Source organism: Allobosea sp. RCC_152_1, from assembly GCF_041360765.1.
Lineage (GTDB): Bacteria > Pseudomonadota > Alphaproteobacteria > Rhizobiales > Beijerinckiaceae > Allobosea > Allobosea spartocytisi.
The window spans coordinates 110,413-133,410 of sequence record NZ_JBFUPU010000009.1 but is presented as its reverse complement, the minus strand read 5'-3'; the positions used below and the strand labels follow the sequence as shown (position 1 = coordinate 133,410).

The window sequence follows — 22,998 nt, the reverse complement described above, 5'->3', positions numbered from 1 at the left end:
CGCCCATGGCCGCCCTCGCTCAAGTCCACCCCATCTCGGAGGCAAAGGCCCAGATGCCGCGCGACCTCATCCGGATCAGCGGGCTCGAAAAGACCTATGCCGACGGCTCGGTCCACGCGCTGTCGAACATCGATCTCAGCATCAAGGACGGCGAGTTTGTCTGCGTCGTCGGCCCTTCGGGCTGCGGCAAGTCGACCTTGCTGCGCATCCTCGCCGGGCTCGACGATTACGACAGCGGCGAGGCCGCGCTTGACGGGAAGGCCATCACGGGCCCGTCGCGCGATGTCGGCGTCGTCTTCCAGGCGGCGAACCTGCTGCCCTGGCTCACCGTGCGCGAGAATGTCGCGCTGCCCTTGCGGGTCGGCGGCAAGCAGGTGGGGCAGGCGGAGGATGTCGACCGGCTGCTCGATGTCACCGGCCTCAAGGATTTCGGGCACCGCTACCCCTATGAGCTTTCGGGAGGCATGCAGCAGCGCGCCGGCATCTGCCGGGCGCTCGTGCGCAGCCCCCGCGTCCTGCTGATGGACGAGCCCTTCGGCGCGCTCGACGCGCTGACCCGCGAGCGGATGAACCTCGAACTGCAGCGCATCTGGCAGGCGAGCCGCAAGACCGTGATGCTGATCACGCATTCGATCTCGGAAGCGATCTTCCTCGCTGACCGCGTCGTGGTGATGTCGGCGCGCCCCGGCCGCGTCATCCGCGAACTCGAGGTGCCGATCCCGCGCCCGCGCTCCAATGACAGCATCATCAGCCACCCGGCCTATCCGGCGCTCGCCAAGGAAATCCGGGGCCTGCTCAACGCCCAGGGAGACGAATGATGAGCCAGGCACAGACCACCATCATCGCCGATTCCGCCGCGATCGAGAACGCCGCGCCCCGGCCCAAGGCCACCGCCGGCAAGCGCCAGCGGAAGAAGGGCGTCAACGGCACCGCGATCACGCTCGTCGGCCTCGTCATCCTCTTCGCCGGCTGGGCGGCGGCGGTGAAGTATCTCGACGTTCCGTCCTACATCCTGCCGACGCCGCTCGCGGTGTGGAAGGCGCTCTGGTCGGGCCTCGCGGTCAGCCCGTCGAGCCCGCTCGGCTATTACCTGCCGCTCTGGGGCACGCTGAAGAACGCCGCGATCGGACTTGCCATCGGCTCGGGCCTCGGCCTCACGCTCGGCTCGCTGATGGCCGAGAGCCGGCTGATCGAGAAGCTGGTGATGCCCTATGCCTTCGCGCTGCAATCGCTGCCGAAGGTGGCGATCGCGCCGCTGGTCGTGATCTGGTTCGGCTTCGGCGACGGCTCGAAGATCGCGATCTCGGCACTGCTCGCTTTCTTCCCGATGCTGATCAACAGCTTCACCGGCCTGCGCGCCGTCGAGCCGGAGCGCATCGACCTGATGCGCTCGCTCTCGGCCTCGCGCTTCGAGACCTATCGCATCGTCAAGCTGCCCAACGCCGCGCCCTATATCTTCGCCGGGCTCGACATGGCGGTGGTCTACGCGCTGCTCGGCACCATCGTCGCCGAGTTCCTCGGCGCCCAGCAGGGCATGGGCGTCGTCATCACGCAGGCCCAGGCGGTGACCGACGTCGCCGGCGTCTTCGCCGCGCTCGTCATCCTGGGTGCGATGGGAATCCTGCTCCACGGCATCGTCCGCGGGCTGGAGGCACGCATCGTCCATTGGGGCGATCGCGGCCGCAAGTGAAACGACCACAACCATAAGCAAGCAAGGGAGAACGTCATGATCACCCGCAGACAATGGCTCCAGGCCAGCAGCGTCTTCGCAACCGCGCTGGCGCTTGGCCCGCGCTCCGCTTTCGCGCAGCCGGCCAAGACGGTGAAGGTCGGTGTCGGCCTCAAATCGATCAACGCCAGCGTCATCAACCTGCTGGTCGGCGAGGCGCTGGGCTACAATGCCGAGGAAGGCTTCAAGGTGCAGGGGCTGGCGCTCGGCGGCAACGCCAACGTCCAGGTCGCGACCGACAAGGGCGATGTCGATGTCGGTATCGGCGTGCCCTCCTACGCCCTGCCCATCCTCGCCCGGGGCGAATGGGGCCAGTCGCAATGGTTCTACCAGTACACCTATCCCTATAAATGGGACGTGGCGGTGAAGCCGGGCTCGGCGGTGAAGGCCTATGCCGACCTGAAGGGCAAGAATATCGGCGTCTCCGATTTCGGCGGCACCGAATATCCCGTCACCCGCAACGTGCTGAAGTCGCTCGGCATCGACCCCGACAAGGACGTGAAGTGGACGGCGGTCGGCGCCGGCGTGCCGGCCGGCGTCGCACTCCAGCGCGGCGCGATCGATGCACTCGCCTATTACGATACGGGCTTCGGCATCATCGATGGCGCGGGCATCCCGCTCGAATTGGTGAAGCGACCCGACAATCTGCCGATGATCGGCGGCCAGTTCCTGATGGGTCTGCGGCCGCGCATCCAGGCCGAGCGCGCCACCTTCGTCGGTTTCGGCCGCTCGACGGCCAAGGCTTCGCAGTTCATCCTCGAAAACCCGACGGCCGGCGCCAAGGCCTTCCTCAAGCTCTATCCGGAAACCGCCCCGCGCGGCTCTACCGAGGAGCAGGCGGTGAAGTCGGTGCTGGAGGCGATCAGCCGGCGCATCAAGCTCTACGAGCCGCCCTATCAGGGCGCCAAGATGGGCTCGATCCGGGTCGACGAATTCGTGACGGAAGCCAAGATGAACGACTGGGACATCAAGGACTTCTCCAAGATCTACACCAATGATCTGATCGGCGAGATCAACAATTTCGATGCCGAGAAGATCCGGGCGCAGGCGCGCGCCTATACCGGATGAGCGAGGCCTTCTCCGAAACCGACGGGCGCCTGAAACATGCGCTCGTCACCGGCGTCAGCTCGGGCATCGGCGCAGCGATCGCGCAGCAACTGCTCGACGAGGGCTGGGCCGTGACCGGCTTCAGCCGCAGCGCTCCGCCCTTCGCGCATGAGCGGCTCGCCCATGTGCCGGTCGACATCGCCGACCGGGCGGCGCTGGGCGGGGCGCTTGCGGGTCTGGCCGGCGTCGACGCCATCGTCCACGCCGCCGGCATCCTGCGCGTCGGCGTGCTCGGCTCCCTCGACCCCGCGAATGGTCAGGCGATGTGGCGGCTGCATGTGGACGCGGCCGAGCAGATCGTCGAGGCGCTGGCCGCATCGCTGCCGGAGGGCGCGCGCATCGTCTTCATTGGCAGCCGCACGGCGGCGGGCTCGGCCGGACGCGCGCAATATGCCGCGACGAAGGCTGCGCTCGTCGGCATGGCCCGCTCCTTCGCGATCGAGCTCGCGCCGCGTCGGATCACGGTGAACGTGGTGGCGCCGGGCGCGACCGATACGCCGATGCTGAGGGACCCGAACCGGGCCTCCGTCGCACCCAAGATGCCGCCGATGGGCCGGCTGGTGAAGCCGGAGGAGGTCGCCGCGACTGCCGCTTTCCTGCTCTCGAAAGGGGCCGCGAGCATCACCGGGCAGCAGATCGTCGTCTGCGGCGGTGCTTCGCTCTGAAGGTGGCGTTCTGAGGCCGAGACTCCGATTCAACCGGGCATCGTTCTGCTTCCCGGCACTTTCGACGCGTCAGTTCCTGAAATAGGTCGGGTGCAGCTCTCGCAGCGAGGGCACGAAGTCGAGTGAGCGGGAGAGGTGATCGCGCAGCGCGTCCTGGGCCGCGGCCGGATCTTCCGCCTCGACCGCATCGAGGATGGCGGTGTGCGCCGCCAGGATCTCGCGCATCTTGCCTTCCTTGGGCAGATGCAGACGCCGCAGCCGGTCGATATGGCCGCTCTGGCGCCGGACAAGCTCCCAGAGAACCGCCATATGCGCCGCATCGTACAAGCAGCGATGGAAGGCGTGGTCGGCGGCGGCGAAGGCCTCATGCTCGCCGAGATCGGCAAAGGCCGTCTGCTGCCGGACGAGGCTTCGCATCCTCGCCAGCACCGTCGGCTGCGGCGCGAGCGCAAGCGCCCGCACCAGCTCGAGCTCCACCGAGCGGCGCAGGAACTGGCCTTGCCGGGCGAGATCGAGGTCGATCGCGCTGACGACGGTGGCGTGCTGGGGGAAGACATCGACCAGCCGCTCTTCCTGCAGCTTCATCAGCGCGTCGCGGATCGGCGTCGAGGAGAAGCCGAAGCGCTCCTGCAATTCCTGCCGCGACAGCATCGTGCCCGGCGCCAGCGCCAGCGAGATGATCTCCTCGCGCAACAGGTCGAAGACGATGCCGGCACCGCCCTTGGTTGCCGGCTTGGGCGCTGCCGCAAATCTTTCGAGAAGGTCGCTCATCCTGTTCGCCTCTACCGCACCGGACCGAATACCGCATTCGGCGCGGCGTGACAGCTCCTTGCCGTGTTTCGCATTTTAGCAAGCGCCGATGCCCACGGGCTGGAACGCCGTCGTGCCGTTCGGATTTTAGCATGGCCGAAGGGTTGACGCACTAATGCATTAGTGGTTTGACTGATGCCAATCAAGGCGCATGGCCATCGGCCAAGGACGCGAACAAGAATCATCAGGGAGGGACTCATGCTCACACGCAGGCAGACGCTCGCGCTCGGTGCGGCGGCGGCAATCGGCGTTCATTCCGACGCAAGGGCGCAGGCGAAGACCGAGATCTCGCTGAGCCGCCAGCCCGGCATCCTCTACATGCCGACCCATGTCATCGAGAAGCAGAAGCTGATCGAGAAGCATGCCGAGAAGCTTGGCGTGGCCGGCGTCACCACGAAATGGGTGAACTTCTCGAATGGCGGGGCGCAGCAGGACGCGTTGCTCTCCGGCAGCGTCGACCTCATCAACACCGGGACCGGGCCGCTGCTGGTGCTCTGGGACAAGTCGCGCGGCCGGGTGAAGGGGATCTGCGCCAGTTCCGCTCAGCCCGCGCTGCTGCTGACGCGCGACCCGCGGATCAAGACGCTCAAGGACTACAAGGAAGGCGACAAGATCGCGGTGCCGACCATCCGCGTCTCAACGCAGGCGATCCTGCTCCAGATCGCGGCCTCCGACCTGTTCGGTCCCGACAAGTGGAACCATTTCGACGCGATGACGGTGCAACTCGGCCATCCCGATGCGCTGATCGCGATGAAGAACCCGAGCCACGAGGTGAAGAGCCATTTCGCGGCGCCGCCCTTCCAGTTCTACGAACAGCAGCAGATTCCGGAGGTGCGGGTCGTCGCGAGTTCAGCCGACATCATGGGCTCGCCGCTGAGCCAGGGCCAGTTCATGACGACGACGGGCTTCGCGGAGGCCAATCCGAAGATCGTCCAGGCGCTGCGCAATGCGGCCGAGGAGGCGAAGGGCTTCATCGAGTCCAACACGCCCGAGGCGGTCGAGATCTATCGCGAGGTCACGGGCGACAAGACCCCCTCCGACCAGATCCTGACGATGCTGAAGCAGCCCGGCATGATGGAGTGGAACATCTATCCGCAAGGCACGATGAAGTTCGCCGAGCACCTCGTCCGCACCGGCGGTGTCAAGACGACTCCGGCCTCGTGGAAGGACTATTATCTGCCGGTGGCGCATGACCTCTCAGGGAGCTGAGTTGGCCTCGCCGCGCCCGCCCGTGCCGGTCACGGACGTGCCGACGTCGCAGGTTGCGGCCGTGGCCGAGCCCTTGCTCGACGTGTCCTCGGTCACCTTGCGCTACAAGCTGCCGGGACGGGTGATCACGGCGACGGAGCGCGTCTCCTTTCAGGTCAACACCTCCGACCGCTTCGTGCTGCTGGGGCCGTCGGGCTGCGGCAAGTCGACCCTGCTCAAGGCGGTCGGCGGCTATCTGAAGCCGAGCGAAGGCAGCATGACGATCAAGGGCCGCACCGTGACGGCGCCCGGGCCCGATCGCATGATGGTCTTCCAGGAATTCGACCAGCTCCTGCCCTGGAAGACCGTTCTGGAGAACGTGATGTTCCCGCTGGTGGAGGCGCGCGGCCTGTCGCGCAAGGAGGCGGCCGAGAAGGCCAAGCTCTATATCGAGAAGGTCAACCTGACGCGGGCGCTCGATTCCTATCCGCATACGCTCTCGGGCGGCATGAAGCAGCGCGTCGCGATCGCGCGCGGCATGGCGATGGAGCCCGACATCCTGCTGATGGACGAGCCTTTCGCCGCGCTCGACGCGCTGACGCGCCGCACCTGTCAGGACGAGCTGATCCAGCTCTGGGAGGATACGCGCTTCACGGTGATGTTCGTCACGCATTCCATCGCCGAGGCGATCAGGATCGGCAATCGCATCCTGCTGCTCTCGCCGCATCCCGGCCGCGTCAAGGCCGAGGTGGTGGACGTCGATACAACGTCCGTCGCCGACGGCAGCGCCGGCCGGCTGGAGCGCGAGATCCACGACCTGCTCTTCGCCGATGACGGCGCGGCGGCGCATTAGAACCGGGACGATGGCCATGCCCCCAGTAACATCGTCTTCGACCGCCCGCATCGAGATGCGTCCCTCGTCCGGCCCGGCCAGCGCCGAGGTGGAGCGCAAGGTCGGCCTCATCGAGGCGCTCTGGGATGTCGGTGCCGTCCGCAAGACGGCGATCATCCTCGTCCTCGCCGCGATCTGGCAGGCCTATGGCGCCTATCTCGATAATCCCCTGCTGTTCCCGAGCCTGACCGAGACGCTGCGCTCGCTCTCCGAGAACATCGCCAGCGGCGTGCTGCCGGCCCGCGCCTGGGCCTCTCTCAAGGTTTTGCTGATGGGCTATGTCGTCGGCGTCGCCTTTGCCGGCGTGCTGACGATCGTGGCGATCAACACGCGCATCGGCTCCGATTTCCTCGAGACGGTGACGGCGATGCTGAGCCCGCTGCCGGCGATCGCGCTCCTGCCGCTGGCCCTGATCTGGTTCGGGCTCGGCAATGGCAGCCTCGTCTTCATCCTGATCCATTCGGTGCTGTGGCCGGTGGCGCTCAACACGCATTCCGGCTTCCGCGCGGTGTCGGAGACGCTGCGCATGGTCGGGCGGAACTACGATCTCCGTGGCTTCCGCTACATCCGCAAGATCCTGATCCCGGCCGCCTTTCCCTCGATCCTGACCGGTCTCAAGATCGGCTGGGCCTTCGCCTGGCGCACGCTGGTCGCGGCCGAGCTTGTCTTCGGCGTCTCGTCGGGGCAGGGCGGTCTCGGCTGGTTCATCTTCGAGAACCGCAACCTGCTCGAAATCCCGGCGGTCTTCGCCGGCCTGCTGACGGTCATCCTGATCGGGCTCATCGTCGAGAACCTGATCTTCCGGACCATCGAGGCCCGGACCGTCCTGAAATGGGGCCTCCAGCATTAATCCGGCCGGCAGATCGACCACGATGGCGCGAGGGGATTGACATGGCAAAGTGGAGCAGAAGGCAGTTCGGGGCGATGACCCTGGCGGGCATCGCTGCGTCACCCTGGTCCGGAGGAACCGAAGCGATGGCGCAATCCGCCAAGACCCGCACGGCCGAGACCGGCACGACCACGGCCGCCAACGTCTCGACCGCTTATGTCGCAGTCGGCCCGGAGCTGACGCAATATGCGGTCGACGGGACGACGATCAGCCCCGTGCCCGGCAGCATGGTAAGTGTTCCGGCACCGATCCAATATGTCTGGCAGCATCCGGGCAAGCCGATCGCCTATGTCGCGTCGAGCGATCGCTTCGCGGCAAAGCCGGCCGATCTTCACCACCTCAGCGCCTTCGCCATGGCACCGGGCTCGGGCAAGCTGAGCCTGATCGGAGCCCCACGGCTGTTGACGTCGCGGCCGATCAACATCTCGACCGATCGTGACGGACGCTTCCTCCTGGTCGCCTATAACGACCCGGCCTCGCTGACCGTCCACCCGATCGCGGCCGACGGCAGCGTCGGCGAAGCGATCAAGCAGGACGGCAAGCTCGATGCCGGCATCTATGCGCATCAGGTGCGGATGCTGCCGTCCAATCGCACCGTTCTTCTGGTGACGCGCGGCAACGATCCGGCTGGCGGCAAGCCGGAAGATCCCGGCGCGCTGAAGCTCTTCTCCTTCAACCAGGGCAAGCTCGCCGAGAAGCAGTCGGTTGCGCCGGGCAGCGGCTACGGGTTCGGCCCGCGTCATGCCGATTTTCACCCGACCAGGCCCTGGTTCTATGTGACGATGGAGCGGGAAAACCAACTCCAGATGTTCACGCTCGGAGCCGAAGATCGCATCGGCCCCGCGCCCGCCTTCGTGAAGACCACGCTGGCCGAGCCCGGCAAGGTCCGCCCGGGACAGGTGGTCGGCGCGATCCATGTTTCGCGCGACGGCCGCTTCGTCTACGTTTCCAACCGTGCCGACGGCAAGACCGAGCTGGATGGCAGGAAGGTCTTCGTCGGCGGCGAGAACAGCATCGCCGTGTTCGCGATCGACCCGAAGACGGGTGAGCCCACCCTGATCCAGGCCGTCGACACGCGCAGCTACCATGTCCGTACCTTCGCCATCGATCCCTCGGGCAAGACACTCCTCGCCGCCAGCGTCGCTCCGATGGACGTCGCCTCGGGCGGCACCGTCTCGACCGTCCCGGCCAAGCTCACCGCCTTCGCGATCGGAGCCGACGGCAAGCTGAGCTTTACCGCAGAGCGGGCGGTGGACACGGCGAAGGGGCCGATGTTCTGGTGTGGATTTACGCCGCTGACCTGATCGGGCGAAGATCGGCGGCACCCTGGCGACACTGCGGAAGCGAAAGCTGACAATGACGAAGACACCGGAAAACCTGCGCAGCGCGCGCTATTTCGAGCCGGACGATTTCCGCTCCTTCGGCCATCGCTCGCGGATGAGCCAGATGGGCTACGCGCCGGAGGAGTATCGCGGCAAGCCGGTGATCGCGATCATCAACACCTGGTCCGACCTCAACCAGTGCCATGCGCATTTCAGGCAGCGCGCCGAGGATGTGAAGCGCGGCATCCTGCAGGCCGGCGGCTTCCCGGTCGAATTGCCGGCGATCTCGCTCTCCGAGAGCAAGGTGAAGCCGACGACCATGCTCTATCGCAACTTCCTGGCGATGGAGACCGAGGAGTTGATCCGCTCGCATCCCGTCGACGGGGCGGTGCTGATGGGCGGCTGCGACAAGACCACGCCGGGGCTTTTGCTCGGCGCGACCAGCGCGGGCGTGCCCGCGATCTTCGTGCCGGCGGGGCCGATGCTGCGCGGCAACTGGCACGGCAAGGTGCTGGGCTCCGGCTCCGACGCCTTCAAATACTGGGACGAACGCCGGGCCGGCAACATCTCCGACAAGGACTGGTCGGAGATGGAGGTCGGCATCGCGCGCTCCTACGGCGTCTGCATGACCATGGGCACGGCCTCGACCATGACGGCGCTGGCCGACATGCTCGGCATGACGCTGCCCGGCGCCTCCTCGATCCCCGCTGCCGACGCCAACCATATCCGCATGGCGACCGCGACCGGGCGGCGCATCGTCGACATGGTCTGGGAGGGGCTGACGCCGGAGAAGATCCAGACCGAGGCTGCCTTCCGCAATGTGATCAACGTGGCCATGGCGATGGGCTGCTCGACCAATGCGGTGATCCATGTCGTCGCCATGGCGCGCCGCGCCGGCCACGCCATCGGGCTCGAGGATTTCGATGCGGCGAGCCGCAAAGTGCCGGTCATCGCCAATGTCCGGCCGAGCGGCGACACATATCTGATGGAAGATTTCTACTATGCTGGCGGGCTGCTCGGCCTGCTGACGCGGTTGACGCCCTTCCTCGACCTCGACCAGATCAACGCCTCCGGCAAGAGTTGGCGCGAGAGCCTCGTCGGGGCCGAGATCTACAATGACGACGTCATCCGCCCGCTCGACAACCCGATCTATGCCGAGGGTGCGATCGCGTTGCTCAAGGGCAACCTCGCGCCGCGCGGCTGCGTGATGAAGCCTTCCGCCGCCTCGCCGAAACTGCTGACGCATTCCGGGCCGGCGCTCGTCTTCGACGATTATCCGATGCTGAAGGCGAATATCGACCGCGATGATCTCGACGTGACAGCCGATACCGTTCTGGTGCTGCGCAATGCCGGCCCGCTCGGCGGCCCCGGCATGCCGGAATGGGGCATGCTGCCGATCCCCAAGAAGCTGGTGAAGCAGGGCGTGCGCGACATGGTGCGCATCTCGGATGCGCGCATGAGCGGCACCTCCTACGGCGCCTGCATCCTGCATGTCTCGCCGGAATCCTATGTCGGCGGGCCGCTGGCGCTGGTGAAGACGGGGGACATCATCACCATCGACGTGCCCAACCGCTCGATCTCGATGGAGGTTTCCGACGAGGAACTGGCACGGCGCAAGGCCGCGCTGAAGCCCGAGCCCGCGCGCTATGAGCGCGGCTATGGCTGGATGTTCTCGCGCCATATCGGCCAGGCCGACGAAGGCTGCGACTTCGATTTCCTGCGCACCGATTTCGGGGCGCCGGTTCCCGAGCCCGTTATTTTCTAGACCGGAGCGACGATCATGCTTTCCACCGAAACGCGCGAGAAGCTGAAGCGCGTCAGCACCGCGACGCTTTGTACGGCGCTGTTCAAGCGCGGCTTGCGCAACCAGTTCATCCAGAACGTGCACCCGCTCGGCTTCAAGGGCGAGAACATGGTCGGGCCGGCCTTCACCCTGCGCTACATCCCGGCGCGGGAAGACCTGAACCAGCTCAGCGTCTTCCAGGACAGGTCGCATCCGCAGCGCAAGGCGGTCGAGGAATGCCCGCCCGGCGCCGTCTTCGTCGTCGACAGCCGCCAGAATGCGCGCGCCGCGTCCGCCGGCTCGATCCTGGTGTCGCGATTGATGGTGCGCGGTGTTGCCGGCATCGTGACCGATGGCGGCTTCCGCGATAGCCCGGAGATCGCGGAGCTCGCGATTCCCGCCTATCACCAGCGCCCCTCGGCGCCGACCAACCTGACCTCGCATCAGGCGATCGAGATCAACGGGCCGATCGGCTGCGGCGACGCGCCGGTCTTTCCGGGTGACGTCGTCGTCGGGGACGGGGAGGGCGTCGTCGTCATCCCGGCGCATCTCGCCGACGAGATCGCGGAGGAGGCTATCGAGATGACGGCCTTCGAGGATTTCGTCACGGAGAAGGTGCTGGAGGGCCGCTCGATCCTCGGGCTCTATCCGCCGACCGACGAGCAGTCGAAGATCGATTTCGCGGCCTGGCGTCAGAAGACGGGCCGATAAGCGCCGCGTCGAGGGGGGCCGGACCTTCAGTTCCGGCGCCCGTCAATGGCCTGCCCCTGAGCAAGCTCAGGGAGCGGGCAGGGGTCGAAACCGGGCCTGGGTTCCGTCATGCGCCCATGGCTCGGCGGCGCGCTTGCGAATTCACTTGTCCCGTTCCGGCCTCTTGGCGATAGATCGGGCATGACACATGCCGATGCCGCCGCCGCGCTCTCCGTCTGGGTTGCGCTCGAGAGTCCCACCAGTCATCCCGCCGGCGTGAACGGCATGATGGATCTGGTCGCGAAGGAGGTCGCTGGCCTGCCGATCGCGGTCGAACGGATCGCCGGCCGCGACGGGCTCGGCGACATGGTGATGCTGCGGGCGGGGCTCGACAACGGCCAGCCGGCCGTCGCGGTGATGTCGCATCTCGATACGGTGCATCCGGTCGGGACGAGCAGCAAGGACCTGCCGGTTCGCATCGAGGGCGACAGGCTCTACGGGCCGGGTGTCTACGACATGAAGGGCGGGGCCTGGCTCGCCCTGCAAGCCTTCAAGGACGTGGCGAGGGCCGGTTCCGCGAAGCGGCCGATGATGTTCCTGTTCACGCCGGACGAGGAGATAGGCTCTCCGACGAGCCGGGGGCTGATCGAGGAGATCGGCCGGGGATCGGCGGCTGTGCTGGTCACGGAGCCAGCGCGGCAGGGCGGCAGGATCGTGACGGCGCGCAAGGGCGTCGGCCGCTTCGAGGTCCGCTTGGAGGGCCGGCCGGCCCATTCCGGCTCGCGCCACGCCGACGGGCGCAGCGCCATCCGCGAGGCGGCGCACCAGATCCTCGCCATCGAGGCCATGACCGACTATGCGCGCGGCATCACCACCAGCGTCGCGCTGATTGGCGGCGGCACGGCGGCGAACGTCATTCCGCAGCATGCCTGGTTCAGCGTCGACTGCCGCGTCACGACGCTTGCCGACGGGGCGATGATGGAGCAACGCATCCTCGGCCTGAAGGCTCACGATCCGGAGGTGACGATCCGCATCACCGGCGGCATGAACCGCCCGCCTTACGAGAAATCCGCCGCCGTTGCGGAGCTGTTCGAGACGGCGCGCGACGTCGCGGCCGGGATCGGGCTCGACCTGCAGGATTGCCCGATGACGGGCGGCGGTTCCGACGGCAACTTCACCGCCGCGCTCGGCGTGCCGACGCTCGACGGCCTCGGCATCGACGGCGACGGTGCTCACACGCTGCAGGAATACGCGCTGATCTCCTCGATCGCGCCGCGCCGCGCGCTGATGAAGGGCCTGCTGGAGACGATCTGAGGTCTGCCCGTCTGACGAAAGGCCCTTTGAGGAACCATCGGTGTCATCCCGGCTCCGGCATGGATCCCGGGTCTGTGCTTCGCTCCGCCCGGGATGACCGGCGAAGCGAGGTCGCAGTCACCGGAAAACAAAAAGCCCCTCGCATCGCGAGGGGCTTTTCCGTTTCCGGTGACCGGAACTCTCAGGCCTCGGGCTCACCCATGCCGCCGGCCGCGAGGAATTTCTCCAGCCAGTGGATGTTGTAGTCGCCGTTGAGGATGTCCGGGTTGCGCACCAGCGTGCGGAACAGGGGCAGCGTCGTATCGATGCCGTCGACGACGAATTCGTCGAGCGAGCGGCGCAGCCGCATGAGGCATTCGTCGCGGTTGCGGCCATGCACGATGAGCTTGCCGACCAGCGAATCGTAATGCGGCGGGATCGTATAGCCTTGGTAAGCCGCCGAATCGACGCGCACGCCGAGACCGCCCGGCGTATGGAACGAGGCGAGCTTGCCGGGCGAGGGGCGGAAGGTTGCCGGGTGCTCGGCATTGACCCGGCATTCGATGGCATGGCCCTCGAGGACGATGTCCGACTGCTTGAGCGAGAGCGGTGCGCCGGCCGCGATCCGGATCTGCTCGTTGACGAGGTCGATCCCGGTGATCATCTCGGTCACGGGATGCTCGACCTGGATGCGGGTGTTCATCTCGATGAAGTAGAACTCGCCGTCCTCGTAGAGGAATTCGATCGTGCCGGCGCCGCGGTACTGGAGCTCGCGCATCGCCTTGGCGCAGATCTCGCCGATGCGGTCGCGCTCGCCGGCGTTGAGGGCGGGCGAGGGGCCTTCCTCCCAGACCTTCTGGTGCCGGCGCTGAAGCGAGCAGTCGCGCTCGCCGAGATGGATGGCGTGGCCGCGGCCGTCGCCGAGCACCTGGATCTCGATATGGCGCGGCTTCTCGAGATATTTCTCGATATAGACGGCATCGTCGCCGAAATTCGCCTTCGCCTCGCTGCGGGCGGTCGAGAGCAGGACGGAGAGTTCGTCCTCGTTGCGCACGACCTTCATGCCCTTGCCGCCGCCGCCGGACGCCGCCTTGATGATCACGGGCAGGCCGATCTCGCGGATGATGCGCAGCGCCTCGGCATCGTCGGAGACGCCGCCCTCTGAGCCCGGCACGCAGGGGATGCCGAGGCGCTTGGCCGTGCGCTTGGCCTCGATCTTGTCGCCCATGCTGCGGATATGCTCCGCCTTCGGGCCGATGAAGGTGATGTTGTGACGATCCAGGATCTCGGCGAAGCGGGCGTTCTCGGACAGGAAGCCGTAGCCGGGATGGACGGCGTCGGCGCCGGTGATCTCGCAGGCGGCGATCAGCGCCGGGATGTTGAGATAGCTCTCGCGGGCCGGCGGCGGACCGATGCAGACGCTCTCGTCGGCGAGGCGCACATGCATGGCGTTGGCGTCGGCCGTGGAATGCACCGCGACGGTGGCGATGCCGAGCTCCTTCGCCGCGCGCAGCACGCGCAGCGCGATCTCTCCGCGATTGGCGATCAGGATCTTGTCGAACATCTTGATCTCGTCGTCGTTGCGCTTGGGCGTCACTCGATCACCAGCAGCGGCTCACCGTATTCGACCGGCTGGCCTTCCTCGACCAGGATCGCGGTGACCTTGCCGGCGCGCGGCGCGACGATGTCGTTGAAGGTCTTCATCGCCTCGACGAGCAGGATGCGCTCGCCCTGCTTCACGATGCTGCCGACCTCGACGAAGGGCTTGGCCTCGGGCGAGGGGCGGCAATAGGCGGTGCCCACCATCGGGGAGGTGACGGCACCGGGATGGCCCGCGCCGGGCTTGACCTCGACGGCGGCGGGCGCCGCCGGGGCAGGGGCGGCCGGAGCGGGAGCGACTGGATACGGAGCTGCCGGTACATGCACCGTGGTCGCCAGGCTGCGGGCGACGCGCACGCGCAGATCGCCCTTCTCGACCTCGATCTCGGTGAGATCGGTCTGGTTCAATAGCTCGGCAAGCTCGCGGACGAGGTCTGGATCGATCGGGCTCTTGGTCGCCATGGCGGATATCACCGTCTTCTCGGATAATCGGTTGGGACGGCGGCGGCGCCGCCATCCCGCTCGTTTTGGTTCAAGCGGCGAGAGCCGCAGGCTTCATCCCGGAGGTCGCGCCGACCTTTCGATCTGCCGGGCCGGACATGGCAGGGGATGTCCCGCTGCTGGATCGAGCCGACAGAGCGAAGGAGGAGCCTTTCGGCGTGGGCGTGGCGACCATGAAGGATGCGGATTCCAGGGACCGCGCGAGGCGGCGGACGCCGTCCTCATAAACGCTGCGGGCCGGCAGGGGAAGCCTCAAGGCTCCCTTGCCTGCCCACGGAAGGCGGTCATCCAGGCGGCGGATCAGCCGGCGCAGTCGGTCTTGCCGCAACGACGGACCGAGTCGAGCTTCTGCTTGAGGGCATCCTGGCCGACGGCGCCAAAGACGATCTCGTCGCCGATCACGAAGGCAGGCGTGCCCGTCAGGCCCAAACGATCGCCCAGCGCGACGGTGTCCTCGATCGAGGCCTTGGTGGCGGCCGCGTCCATGTCCTTGCGGGCGCGATCGATATCGACGCCGAAGTCCTTGGCGATCTCGAGCGCCTTGGCGCCGTTCACGCGGCCCTTCACGCCCATCAGCTTGTTGTGGAAATCGAAGTATTTCGGCCCCTGAAGCTGGTTCTTGACCGCGATCGCCACGCGGCTCGCCTCGACCGAATCGGGGCCGAGGATCGGAAAGTCCTTGAGCACCACCTTGAGCTTCGGGTCGGCCTTGGACAGGGCGGTCACGTCCTGCATCGCCCTTTTGCAGAAGCTGCAATTGTAATCCATGAACTCGACGAGCGTGATGTCGCCTTCCGGATTGCCGATGACGATGGAGGTGGCGGGGTCGGTAAGTTTGGCCTTCTCTCCCGCGACCGCGTTGCGCTGGGCCTCGGCCTGCGCAACGGTGTTGCGCCGCTCCAGCTCGACGAGCGCGTCCTGAATGATTTCCGGATTCTTGACGATGGTCTCGCGGATGAGATCGACGATCGCCTTGCGCTGCTCGGGCGTGAGCGGGGCCTGGCCCTGCGCCATGGCGGGCGCGGCGACCGTCGCGAGCCAGAGGCCGAGCGCGAGGCCGGCAGGGCGCAGGCAGGCGCGCGCCAGGCTGGTGAGGGTCGGGAAAGCCATCTCGTCGTCCTTTCGCTTGCGGCACCCGCAGGATGGGCGCCGGCACGGAAGCGTTTCAGCCCGTGCTTGTGGTTGCTCGGCGTGCCGGCGTCAAATCACAGCTTAGAGTGCCCAGCCTGACCCGGATGCTCCGATCGGCTCCCTTGCCGCAGGTTGCAGGCGGCGGCGGCCTCGGCTACGCCCGCGGCCAGATCGCCGCAAACGGACATGACGATGCCGCAACCCAGCTTTCCAGCTTCCGGCCTGCCCGCCCTTGCGGAACGAGCCCAGCGCGTCGCGCCATTCATCGTCATGGACGTGATGAACCAGGCGGCGGCCATCGAGCGCAAGGGCGGCTCGGTCGTGCATATGGAAGTCGGCCAGCCCTCGGCGCCGACGCCACGCTCGATCCGCACCGCCGTCTCGCATGCGCTGGAGGATGGCCGGATCGGGTACACCCAGGCGCTGGGCACGGATTCGCTGAGGGCTCGCATCGCCCGCCATTATCGCGAGGCTTATGGCGTTGACGTGGCGGCGGAGCGGGTCGTGGTGACGACGGGCTCCTCGGGCGGCTTCATCCTGGCCTTCCTCGCCTGCTTCCAGCCGGGCGCACGGATCGCGATCACGGCGCCGGGCTATCCGGCCTATCGCAACATCCTGATCGCGCTCGGGCTGGAACCGGTCGCGATCGAGGTCGGGCCGGAGACCCGTTTTGCGCTGACACCCGAGCTGATCGAGCGCGCCCATCGCGAAAAGCCGCTCGCCGGCGTGCTGACGATGAGTCCCGCCAACCCGACCGGCGTGGTGATGACGCCTGAGGCCATCGCGGAGGTCGCCGCCTGCTGCCGTCGGCTCGGGCTCTGGTACATTTCCGACGAGATCTATCACGGCCTGACCTATGAGGCGCCGGCGACCACGGCGCTCGCAGCCGATCCCGACGCGATCATCGTCAACTCCTTCTCCAAATATTACTGCATGACCGGCTGGCGAGTCGGCTGGCTGGTGGTACCGCCGCGTCTCGTCAGGACGATCGAGCGGCTGCAGCAGAATTTCTCGATCTCGGTGCCCTATCTCAGCCAGGTCGCCGGCGAGGCTGCCTTCGACGCGACGGAAGAATGTGAAGCCATCAAGGCCGGCTACGCCGCGAACCGCGCCTTCCTGCTGAAGGCCCTCCCGCAGATCGGACTGGGGGATTTCCTGCCGGTCGACGGCGCCTTCTACATCTATCTCGACGTCGGCCGATATTCGAACGATTCCATGAGCTTCTGCCGCGACGCTCTCGAAAGGGCAGGGGTCGCGATCACGCCCGGGCTCGACTTCGACGAGGGGCGTGGGGCGCGCACCGTCAGGCTCTCCTTCGCGGGCTCTCTCACTGAATGCGAGGAGGCCGTTTCGCGCCTCGGAACCTGGCTCAAGACGCGCTGACGACGAGCTTTGAGCGCGAGCCCCTTGCCAGGCTCCGCCAAAGCTCAGCATTGTCAGTGGCGAGCGCGAAGCGGAGATCTGCCATGAATCGTGGCGCGGCCGGCCCGGCTGTCATGAGATGGGGCGTTTCTCTGGTCCTGGCCTGTCTGGCCATGCTCGTTGCCGGCCATGCCGCGCGCGCCCAGACGCCGGCCCAGCCCCCGGTCGTCCTGACATTGCGCGGCGACGAGACGCCCGAGACGATCGCCAATACGGTGAACGCGCTGTCGGCCGGCGGCCGGCAGGTCGAGATCAGGCTCGCCGGAACGGCTCCGCCGCCTGCGCCCGACGCGACCGACAAGAAGCCAAAATCGGCATCGAAGCCGGCCGCGCCCGCGAAGGCCGCGCCGGTCGGAATGCCATCGACCGGCGACGACATGCTCTCCGGCCAGATCGACGCGCTGCTCGACCGGGTCGTCGACGGCATCGACTATGGCAACAGGGCGATACCGAGCATTGCCGGGCTGCCGGCGGATTGGCAGGCTGCCTGGCAGCGCAATGCCAATGGGCAAACCGGCTTGCCGGCCGGCTGGCGCATCCTGTCGATCGTGGCGCTCGCGCTGGCCGTGGCCTTCCTGGTGCGGGCCGCCTGTGCGGGCTGGTTCGCCCGCAAGCGCGTGCCGGCCGGGCCGGAATTCACGCCGCGCCTGATCGCCTCCGCCTACGGCCTCGCCGAGGACATGCTGACGATCCTGCTGGCGCTGCTGGTCGTGCGGATCGCCCGCAACGCCTGGCTGCCGGAGAGCGACATCGCCTCGATCAGCCTGACGACGGCGACCAACGGCGCGGCCATCGGAGCGATCTACATCGCCGTCGGCCGTTTCTTGCTGGCGCCCGGCGCGCCGGAGCGGCGCATCATGCCGCTGCCGCGGGCCGACCATCACTTCCGGCTGTTGGTCCTCTATGCGATCGCGACGCCGGTGATCGTCACCAGCATCCTGCTCACGCACCACGTCGCGCATGATCCCCTGCCGGCTGCCGGTCTCATCGCGCTGACCGGTTTCGCGGTGACGCTGTTCAAGCTCTGGTGGTTCTACGACATGCGCCATGACCTCGCGGCGCTGGTGCTGTCCGGGGCCTCGTCGCCGGGCGTGGTGCGGCGCATGGTGGCGGCCGGGGCTGCCTGGTTCTACATGGCGGCGAGCATCCTGCTCTGGCTCGTCGAGGCCGGGGCGGCGATGATGACGAATGGCGGGCGCTGGGCCGAGGCCGGTGCGCTGACGCAGACCGCCATCGTGATCCTGCCGATTCTCGTCGTGGGCATCTCCAGCCTGATGCATTGCCGGGCCATGCATCGCCAGACGACGCAGGGGGCGACGCCTCTGTCTCAGGCCGGCGGCGCGGCGCTGCGGGCCGCCGCGGTCGGTGTGATCTGGGCAGCCGGCCTCTTCGTGCTGGCGCGGCTCTGGGCCGCCTTGCTGCTCGGGATGAGCTCGGACCAGTTCGTGGTCTTTTCCCGCCAGGCGGCCGGCGTGGTCGTCTTCGCTTTCGCCGGCTGGGTGGCGCTGGTCTTCCTGCGCGCGTTCTTCGATGCCTATGCGCCGAAGCGCCTCGTCGTCGGTCCCGCCGATGAGGAGGCCGCCCATGACGATGCCGTTCCGACCCGTCTCGCCACGGTTCTGCCGGTCCTGCGCGGCGTCATTCTCGGCGCGGTGATCGGCCTGACCATCCTCGTCGTGCTCTCCCGCCTCGGCGTCGATATCGGCCCGCTGCTTGCCGGTTTCGGCATTCTCGGCCTCGCCTTTTCCTTCGGTTCGCAGACGCTCGTGCGCGACATCGTCTCGGGCATGTTCTTCATGATCGAGGACGCCTTCCGCGTCGGCGAATATGTCGATACCGGCCGGCTCAAGGGCACGGTGGAGAAGATCTCGCTGCGTTCGATCCAGTTGCGCCATCAGAGTGGCCAGATCCACACCGTGCCGTTCGGCCAGATTTCGTCGCTGACCAATGCGAGCCGCGACTGGGCGACGGTGAAGTTCAATGTCCGCCTCGACCATTCGGCCGATATCGAGCAGGCGCGCAAGGCGATCAAGAAGACCGGCCTCGCCTTGCTCGAGGATCCGGAATTCGGTCCGCATTTCATCGCCCCGCTCAAGATGCAGGGCGTCGCCGACATCACCGACAGCGCCATCGTGATCCGGCTGAAATTCACGGCCAAGCCGAACCAGGCCTCGGCGTTGCAGCGCGAGGCGCTGAAGCGGGTCTACCGGGTGCTGAACGAGGCCAGGATCCCCTTCGCCTCGAACGCGGTCACGGTGCGCGGCGGCGACCAGGGCACGCAGGCCGGGGCGGCCGCGGCGATCTCGACCGTGCCGCCGCCGACCCCGCTCGCGCCTGCGGCGGGCTGATGGCGCTCAAGCGTCAGAGCAACAGGAACAGCCCGAAGCCCGTCACCGCGAGCACGGCACCGAACAGGCGGGCGAGCCGGGCGGCGCCGATGACCGACAGGCGTTCCGCGCGGCGGCCAGCACGCGCAGCCGGCTCGGCCTCCGCCTCGCTGCGATACTGGTCGGCATAGAGGCCGGGCGTCATCTGCGGGCCCATCGGGCGATTGCCTTCGAGTTCGACCCTGACGGCGATGAACAGGACGAGCAGGCCGAGCACGCCGACGCCCAACCAGCCGACGGCGCGCCATGCGAGAATGGCGAGCGCGGCCAAGGCCGCCGCCGACAGGACGCTCAGGACGACATGCTCCGTGCTGCGCGGTGGCGGCATGCTTGCCCCTCGGATGGCTTGCGAGCCTGCCGATGATGCCCCGCTTCGCGGCTGCGGCCAATGGCTGGCGAGGTCGGATCATGAAAAAGGCCCGCTGCGGAGCAGCGGGCCTTTCGATCTTGCGATGTTCTCTCGGCTCAGGAACGGCCGGCGAGCTTGTTCCACCAACCACCGCGCTTCGGCCGTGTCGGATCCGGCTCGGTCAGGACGACCGCGACGGGCTCTTCGACGGGGCGCGGAGCGGGAGCCGGCTCGGGTTCCGGGGCAGGCGGCGCAGCGGCGGCGCTGGGCTCGGCCTCCGCAGCGGGCTCCACAGCAGCCTTGGCCGGCTTCTCGGCACGGGCAGGCGCCTCGGGCTCCACCGGCGCGGGCGCAGACCCGGCAGCACCTCCCTCGGTGATCGGAACGACCTTCTTCCGCGACCGGCTACGCTTCGGCTTTTCGGCTTCGACTGGCGCGGCTTCCGCGACGACGGTATCGGCCGCGACCTCCTTGGCCGCCTCGGCCTCCTTCGTCGCCTTCGGCTTGCGGGCGCGGCTGCGCTTCGGCTTGGGCTCTTCGGCCGGAGACGCGGCTTCCTCGGCGGCTACCGCCTCGATTGCCGGAGCCTCGGTCGCGCTCTCGACGACGGTCTCGGCGCTTGCCGATTCCTCGCCCTCGTCATCATCGCCGCCTTCGCCGTCCTCGCTCGCGGTGCCTTCGCCCTGCATGTCCTGCTGGTCGCGCTCACCACCCCGCCGACGACGCCGGCGCCGGCGGCGACGGCGGTTCTCTCGGCTCTCGGCCTCGCCTTCGCCGCGCTCCTCCTGCGCGTCGCCGGCGGCCGTCTCGCTGTCGCCGGTCTCGGCGTCGAGTGCGGCGGCCTCGGCGGCGGCGTCGAGTGCCTCGTCATCGACATCGGAGGCGACCGCCTCTGCCTTGAAGGGCGAAGGTACGACCCGGCCCTCATTGCCGACGAACTCGCCGCGCTCCAGCTCGAAATAGCGGGTGCCGAGCAGGTTCACATCGGTCGAGATCGTGATCGCGATGGCGAAACGGTTTTCGAGATCGGCCAGATGCGCGCGCTTCTGGTTGAGGACGTAGAGCGCGACCTCCGGCCGGGTGCGGATGGTGAGGTTGTGCGAGGCGCTCTTGATCAGCGTCTCCTCCAGCGCGCGCAGGATCTGCAGCGCGACGGAGGGGGTCGAGCGGATCATGCCGGCGCCGGCGCAATGCGGGCAGGGGATCGAGGAGCTCTCGAGCACGCCGGTGCGGATGCGCTGGCGCGACATCTCGAGCAGGCCGAAGGCCGAGATGCGCCCGAGCTGGATGCGGGCACGGTCGTCCTTGAGGCATTCCTTCAGCTTCTTCTCGACGGCCCGGTTGTTCCGGTTCTCCTCCATGTCGATGAAGTCGATCACGACGAGGCCGGCGAGGTCGCGCAGCCTGAGCTGGCGGGAGATTTCCTCGGCCGCTTCGAGATTGGTCTTGAGGGCGGTGTCCTCGATATTGTGCTCGCGGGTCGAACGGCCCGAGTTGATGTCGATCGCGACCAGCGCTTCGGTCTGGTTGATGACGAGGTAGCCGCCGGACTTCAGCGTCACCGTGTTCGAGAACATCGCGTCGAGCTGGCTCTCGACGCCGAAGGCGGCGAAGAGCGGGGTCTGGTCGCGATAGGGCTTCACGCTCTTGGCATGGCTCGGCATGAGCATGCGCATGAAGTCCTTGGCCTCGCGATAGGCCTCCTCGCCAGCGACGTGAACCTCGTCGATGTCCTTGTTGTAGAGGTCGCGGATCGAGCGCTTGACGAGGTTGCCCTCCTCATAGACCAGCGCCGGGGCGACGGAGGCCAGCGTCAGCTCGCGCACGCTCTCCCACATCCGCATCAGATATTCGTAGTCGCGCCGGATCTCGACCTTGGTGCGCGAGGCGCCGGCCGTGCGCAGGATCAGGCCCATGCCCTCCGGCACCTCCAGCTCCTGGGCGATCTCCTTCAGGCGCTTACGGTCCTCGGCATTGGTGATCTTGCGCGAGATGCCGCCGCCCTTGCCGGTGTTCGGCATCAGCACCGAGTAGCGGCCGGCGAGCGAGAGATAGGTGGTCAGCGCTGCGCCCTTGTTGCCGCGCTCCTCCTTGACGACCTGGACCAGGATGATCTGGCGGCGCTTGATCACCTCCTGGATCTTGTACTGGCGGCGCGACTGGCGGTGCGGCCGCTCGGGCATGTCGTCGAGGGCGTCGCCGCCGCCGATCTGCTCGGGAGCCTCTTCGGCCTCGTCACCATGATCCTCGTCGTCGCCATCCTCGGGGTCGGAAGGCTTGCGAGCTTCCAACTGATTCTCGGACGAGGCGGCCTCGTCGGCCGATGCGACCGCTTCCGTCGTCTCGAAGGTCAGCGGCGCGGCGTTTTCGACGGCGTCCTCGGTCGCCGATTCGGCAATGGCCGGCGCGAAGGACTCGCCGAAAGCCGGCGCGCCCTCGTTGACCATGGCGGCCTGCTTGCCGTCGGTCTCGACATGTTCGCCAGCGCTCTCGCCAGCCGTCTCGATCTCGGCCGAGACGGTCTCGTCGGCAGCAGCCTTCTTGGCGCGGTGATCGCGGTCGCCACGGCGCCCGCGGTCGCGGCGGCCGCGCTTCTCGCGGCGCTCCTCGTCGCGCTCTTCGTCACGCTCGGCGCGCGCCTCGTCCTCGATGAGCGCCTGCCGGTCGGCGACAGGGATCTGGTAGTAGTCCGGGTGGATCTCGGAGAAGGCGAGGAAGCCGTGCCGGTTGCCGCCATATTCCACGAAGGCCGCCTGGAGCGACGGCTCCACGCGGGTCACCTTGGCGAGATAGATGTTGCCGCGGAGCGGCTTGCGGCTGGCGGATTCGAAATCAAACTCTTCGACGCGGGATCCGCGCACCACCACGACCCGGGTCTCTTCCGGGTGGGTGGCATCGATCAGCATTTTGTTGGCCATCAGAAATTTCCATGGGCGCGGCCGCTGGCAAGACCCGCGAGGCTGCGGACAAGAATCCGCTGCCGCGAGCCAGGGCGCCGCTGAAGGGCCGGCGCGAGCCGGCATGTTGCAGGAGGGAGAATTCGGTCGAGACAGGAAGGCGGCTGGGGAAGGCAGAGCGAACGAAACGCCCAGCGCAATCCCGCAGGTTTGAATGCTTCACCGATGATACGTGCGGCGTCGCTTGCCCCGTCATCTGCCCTGACCTGCGGCGCGCCCGTCTCTCGACAGGACGCTCCGCGTTTGCACGCTCGCGAGACAGGGCAGGGCGCTGAACTCGCGAT

Annotated in this window: 19 protein-coding genes; 13 read left to right on the top strand and 6 right to left on the bottom strand. The window is 67.4% G+C overall.

All coding sequences use genetic code 11. The features are described 5' to 3' along the window. Positions 1–5: 5 nt before the first annotated feature. The 4 genes from AB6806_RS24130 to AB6806_RS24115 are packed head-to-tail and all read left to right on the top strand — an operon-like array spanning position 6 to position 3,501. Positions 6–818 carry an ABC transporter ATP-binding protein gene (locus tag AB6806_RS24130; RefSeq protein ID WP_081925537.1) on the top strand — a complete coding sequence of 271 codons (813 nt, stop codon included), beginning with the start codon at positions 6–8 and terminating at the stop codon, positions 816–818. Further along, positions 818–1,690, top strand: a complete 873-nt coding sequence (locus AB6806_RS24125) for an ABC transporter permease (protein ID WP_370955724.1) — start codon at positions 818–820, stop codon at positions 1,688–1,690. Before AB6806_RS24130 ends, AB6806_RS24125 begins: the two co-directional genes overlap by 1 nt. Before the next feature lie 36 nt (positions 1,691–1,726). After that, complete coding sequence (locus tag AB6806_RS24120; protein WP_112762294.1) at positions 1,727–2,797, top strand: ABC transporter substrate-binding protein; 1,071 nt, start codon at positions 1,727–1,729, stop codon at positions 2,795–2,797. Next, complete coding sequence (locus AB6806_RS24115) at positions 2,794–3,501, top strand: SDR family NAD(P)-dependent oxidoreductase (protein WP_142021014.1); 708 nt, start codon at positions 2,794–2,796, stop codon at positions 3,499–3,501. Before AB6806_RS24120 ends, AB6806_RS24115 begins: the two co-directional genes overlap by 4 nt. 69 nt (positions 3,502–3,570) lie before the next feature. On the opposite strand, the gene AB6806_RS24110 is transcribed toward AB6806_RS24115, so the two are convergent. Continuing rightward, positions 3,571–4,272 carry a GntR family transcriptional regulator gene (locus AB6806_RS24110; protein ID WP_142021013.1) on the bottom strand — a complete coding sequence of 234 codons (702 nt, stop codon included), beginning with the start codon at positions 4,270–4,272 and terminating at the stop codon, positions 3,571–3,573. Positions 4,273–4,509: 237 nt separating this feature from the next. Here AB6806_RS24110 and AB6806_RS24105 point away from each other — a divergent pair, with 237 nt between their 5' ends. From AB6806_RS24105 to AB6806_RS24075, 7 genes are all read left to right on the top strand, one after another. After that, on the top strand, positions 4,510–5,520 hold the full coding sequence (locus tag AB6806_RS24105) for an ABC transporter substrate-binding protein (protein WP_370955723.1): 1,011 nt from the start codon (positions 4,510–4,512) through the stop codon (positions 5,518–5,520). A 61-nt stretch (positions 5,521–5,581) separates the two neighbouring features. After that, on the top strand, positions 5,582–6,352 hold the full coding sequence (locus tag AB6806_RS24100; RefSeq protein WP_370955735.1) for an ABC transporter ATP-binding protein: 771 nt from the start codon (positions 5,582–5,584) through the stop codon (positions 6,350–6,352). Positions 6,353–6,407: 55 nt separating this feature from the next. Further along, positions 6,408–7,241, top strand: coding sequence for an ABC transporter permease (locus tag AB6806_RS24095; protein ID WP_113252270.1), 834 nt, complete (start codon positions 6,408–6,410; stop codon positions 7,239–7,241). A gap of 125 nt (positions 7,242–7,366) precedes the next feature. After that, positions 7,367–8,584: a lactonase family protein gene (locus AB6806_RS24090; RefSeq protein WP_370955722.1), complete on the top strand. Its 1,218-nt coding sequence runs from the start codon at positions 7,367–7,369 to the stop codon at positions 8,582–8,584. A 52-nt stretch (positions 8,585–8,636) separates the two neighbouring features. Further along, positions 8,637–10,367 (top strand): L-arabinonate dehydratase, encoded by a 1,731-nt coding sequence (gene araD, locus AB6806_RS24085; protein ID WP_113252272.1) that lies wholly within the window; start codon positions 8,637–8,639, stop codon positions 10,365–10,367. A gap of 15 nt (positions 10,368–10,382) precedes the next feature. Further along, positions 10,383–11,096: a ribonuclease activity regulator RraA gene (locus tag AB6806_RS24080; protein WP_113252273.1), complete on the top strand. Its 714-nt coding sequence runs from the start codon at positions 10,383–10,385 to the stop codon at positions 11,094–11,096. 180 nt (positions 11,097–11,276) lie between these two features. Next, on the top strand, positions 11,277–12,389 hold the full coding sequence (locus AB6806_RS24075) for a M20 family metallopeptidase (RefSeq protein WP_370955721.1): 1,113 nt from the start codon (positions 11,277–11,279) through the stop codon (positions 12,387–12,389). 181 nt (positions 12,390–12,570) lie between these two features. On the opposite strand, the gene accC is transcribed toward AB6806_RS24075, so the two are convergent. The 3 genes from accC to AB6806_RS24060 all read right to left on the bottom strand — a co-directional run bounded on the left by accC (position 12,571) and on the right by AB6806_RS24060 (position 15,578). Beyond that, on the bottom strand, positions 12,571–13,932 hold the full coding sequence (gene accC / locus AB6806_RS24070) for an acetyl-CoA carboxylase biotin carboxylase subunit (RefSeq protein ID WP_038366029.1): 1,362 nt from the start codon (positions 13,930–13,932) through the stop codon (positions 12,571–12,573). 29 nt (positions 13,933–13,961) lie between these two features. After that, entirely contained in the window at positions 13,962–14,429 is a 468-nt protein-coding gene (gene accB, locus AB6806_RS24065) for an acetyl-CoA carboxylase biotin carboxyl carrier protein (RefSeq protein ID WP_370955720.1), read from the bottom strand. A 339-nt stretch (positions 14,430–14,768) separates the two neighbouring features. Further along, positions 14,769–15,578, bottom strand: coding sequence for a DsbA family protein (locus AB6806_RS24060; protein ID WP_051988310.1), 810 nt, complete (start codon positions 15,576–15,578; stop codon positions 14,769–14,771). A gap of 207 nt (positions 15,579–15,785) precedes the next feature. On the opposite strand from AB6806_RS24060, the gene AB6806_RS24055 reads away from it, so the two are divergent. Together AB6806_RS24055 and AB6806_RS24050 are read left to right on the top strand one after the other, a co-directional pair. After that, a complete protein-coding gene (locus AB6806_RS24055) occupies positions 15,786–16,982 on the top strand; it encodes an aminotransferase class I/II-fold pyridoxal phosphate-dependent enzyme (protein WP_142021006.1) in 1,197 nt (398 codons plus the stop codon). Between the two features lie 83 nt (positions 16,983–17,065). Next, the gene (locus AB6806_RS24050; protein ID WP_142021005.1) at positions 17,066–19,369 is read left to right on the top strand and encodes a mechanosensitive ion channel family protein; all 2,304 of its coding nucleotides are present in this window, start codon (positions 17,066–17,068) and stop codon (positions 19,367–19,369) included. A 13-nt stretch (positions 19,370–19,382) separates the two neighbouring features. On the opposite strand, the gene AB6806_RS24045 is transcribed toward AB6806_RS24050, so the two are convergent. Continuing rightward, on the bottom strand, positions 19,383–19,736 hold the full coding sequence (locus AB6806_RS24045) for a hypothetical protein (RefSeq protein ID WP_142021004.1): 354 nt from the start codon (positions 19,734–19,736) through the stop codon (positions 19,383–19,385). Between the two features lie 137 nt (positions 19,737–19,873). Next, on the bottom strand, positions 19,874–22,675 hold the full coding sequence (locus AB6806_RS24040; RefSeq protein ID WP_370955718.1) for an Rne/Rng family ribonuclease: 2,802 nt from the start codon (positions 22,673–22,675) through the stop codon (positions 19,874–19,876). Between the last annotated feature and the right edge of the window lie 323 nt (positions 22,676–22,998).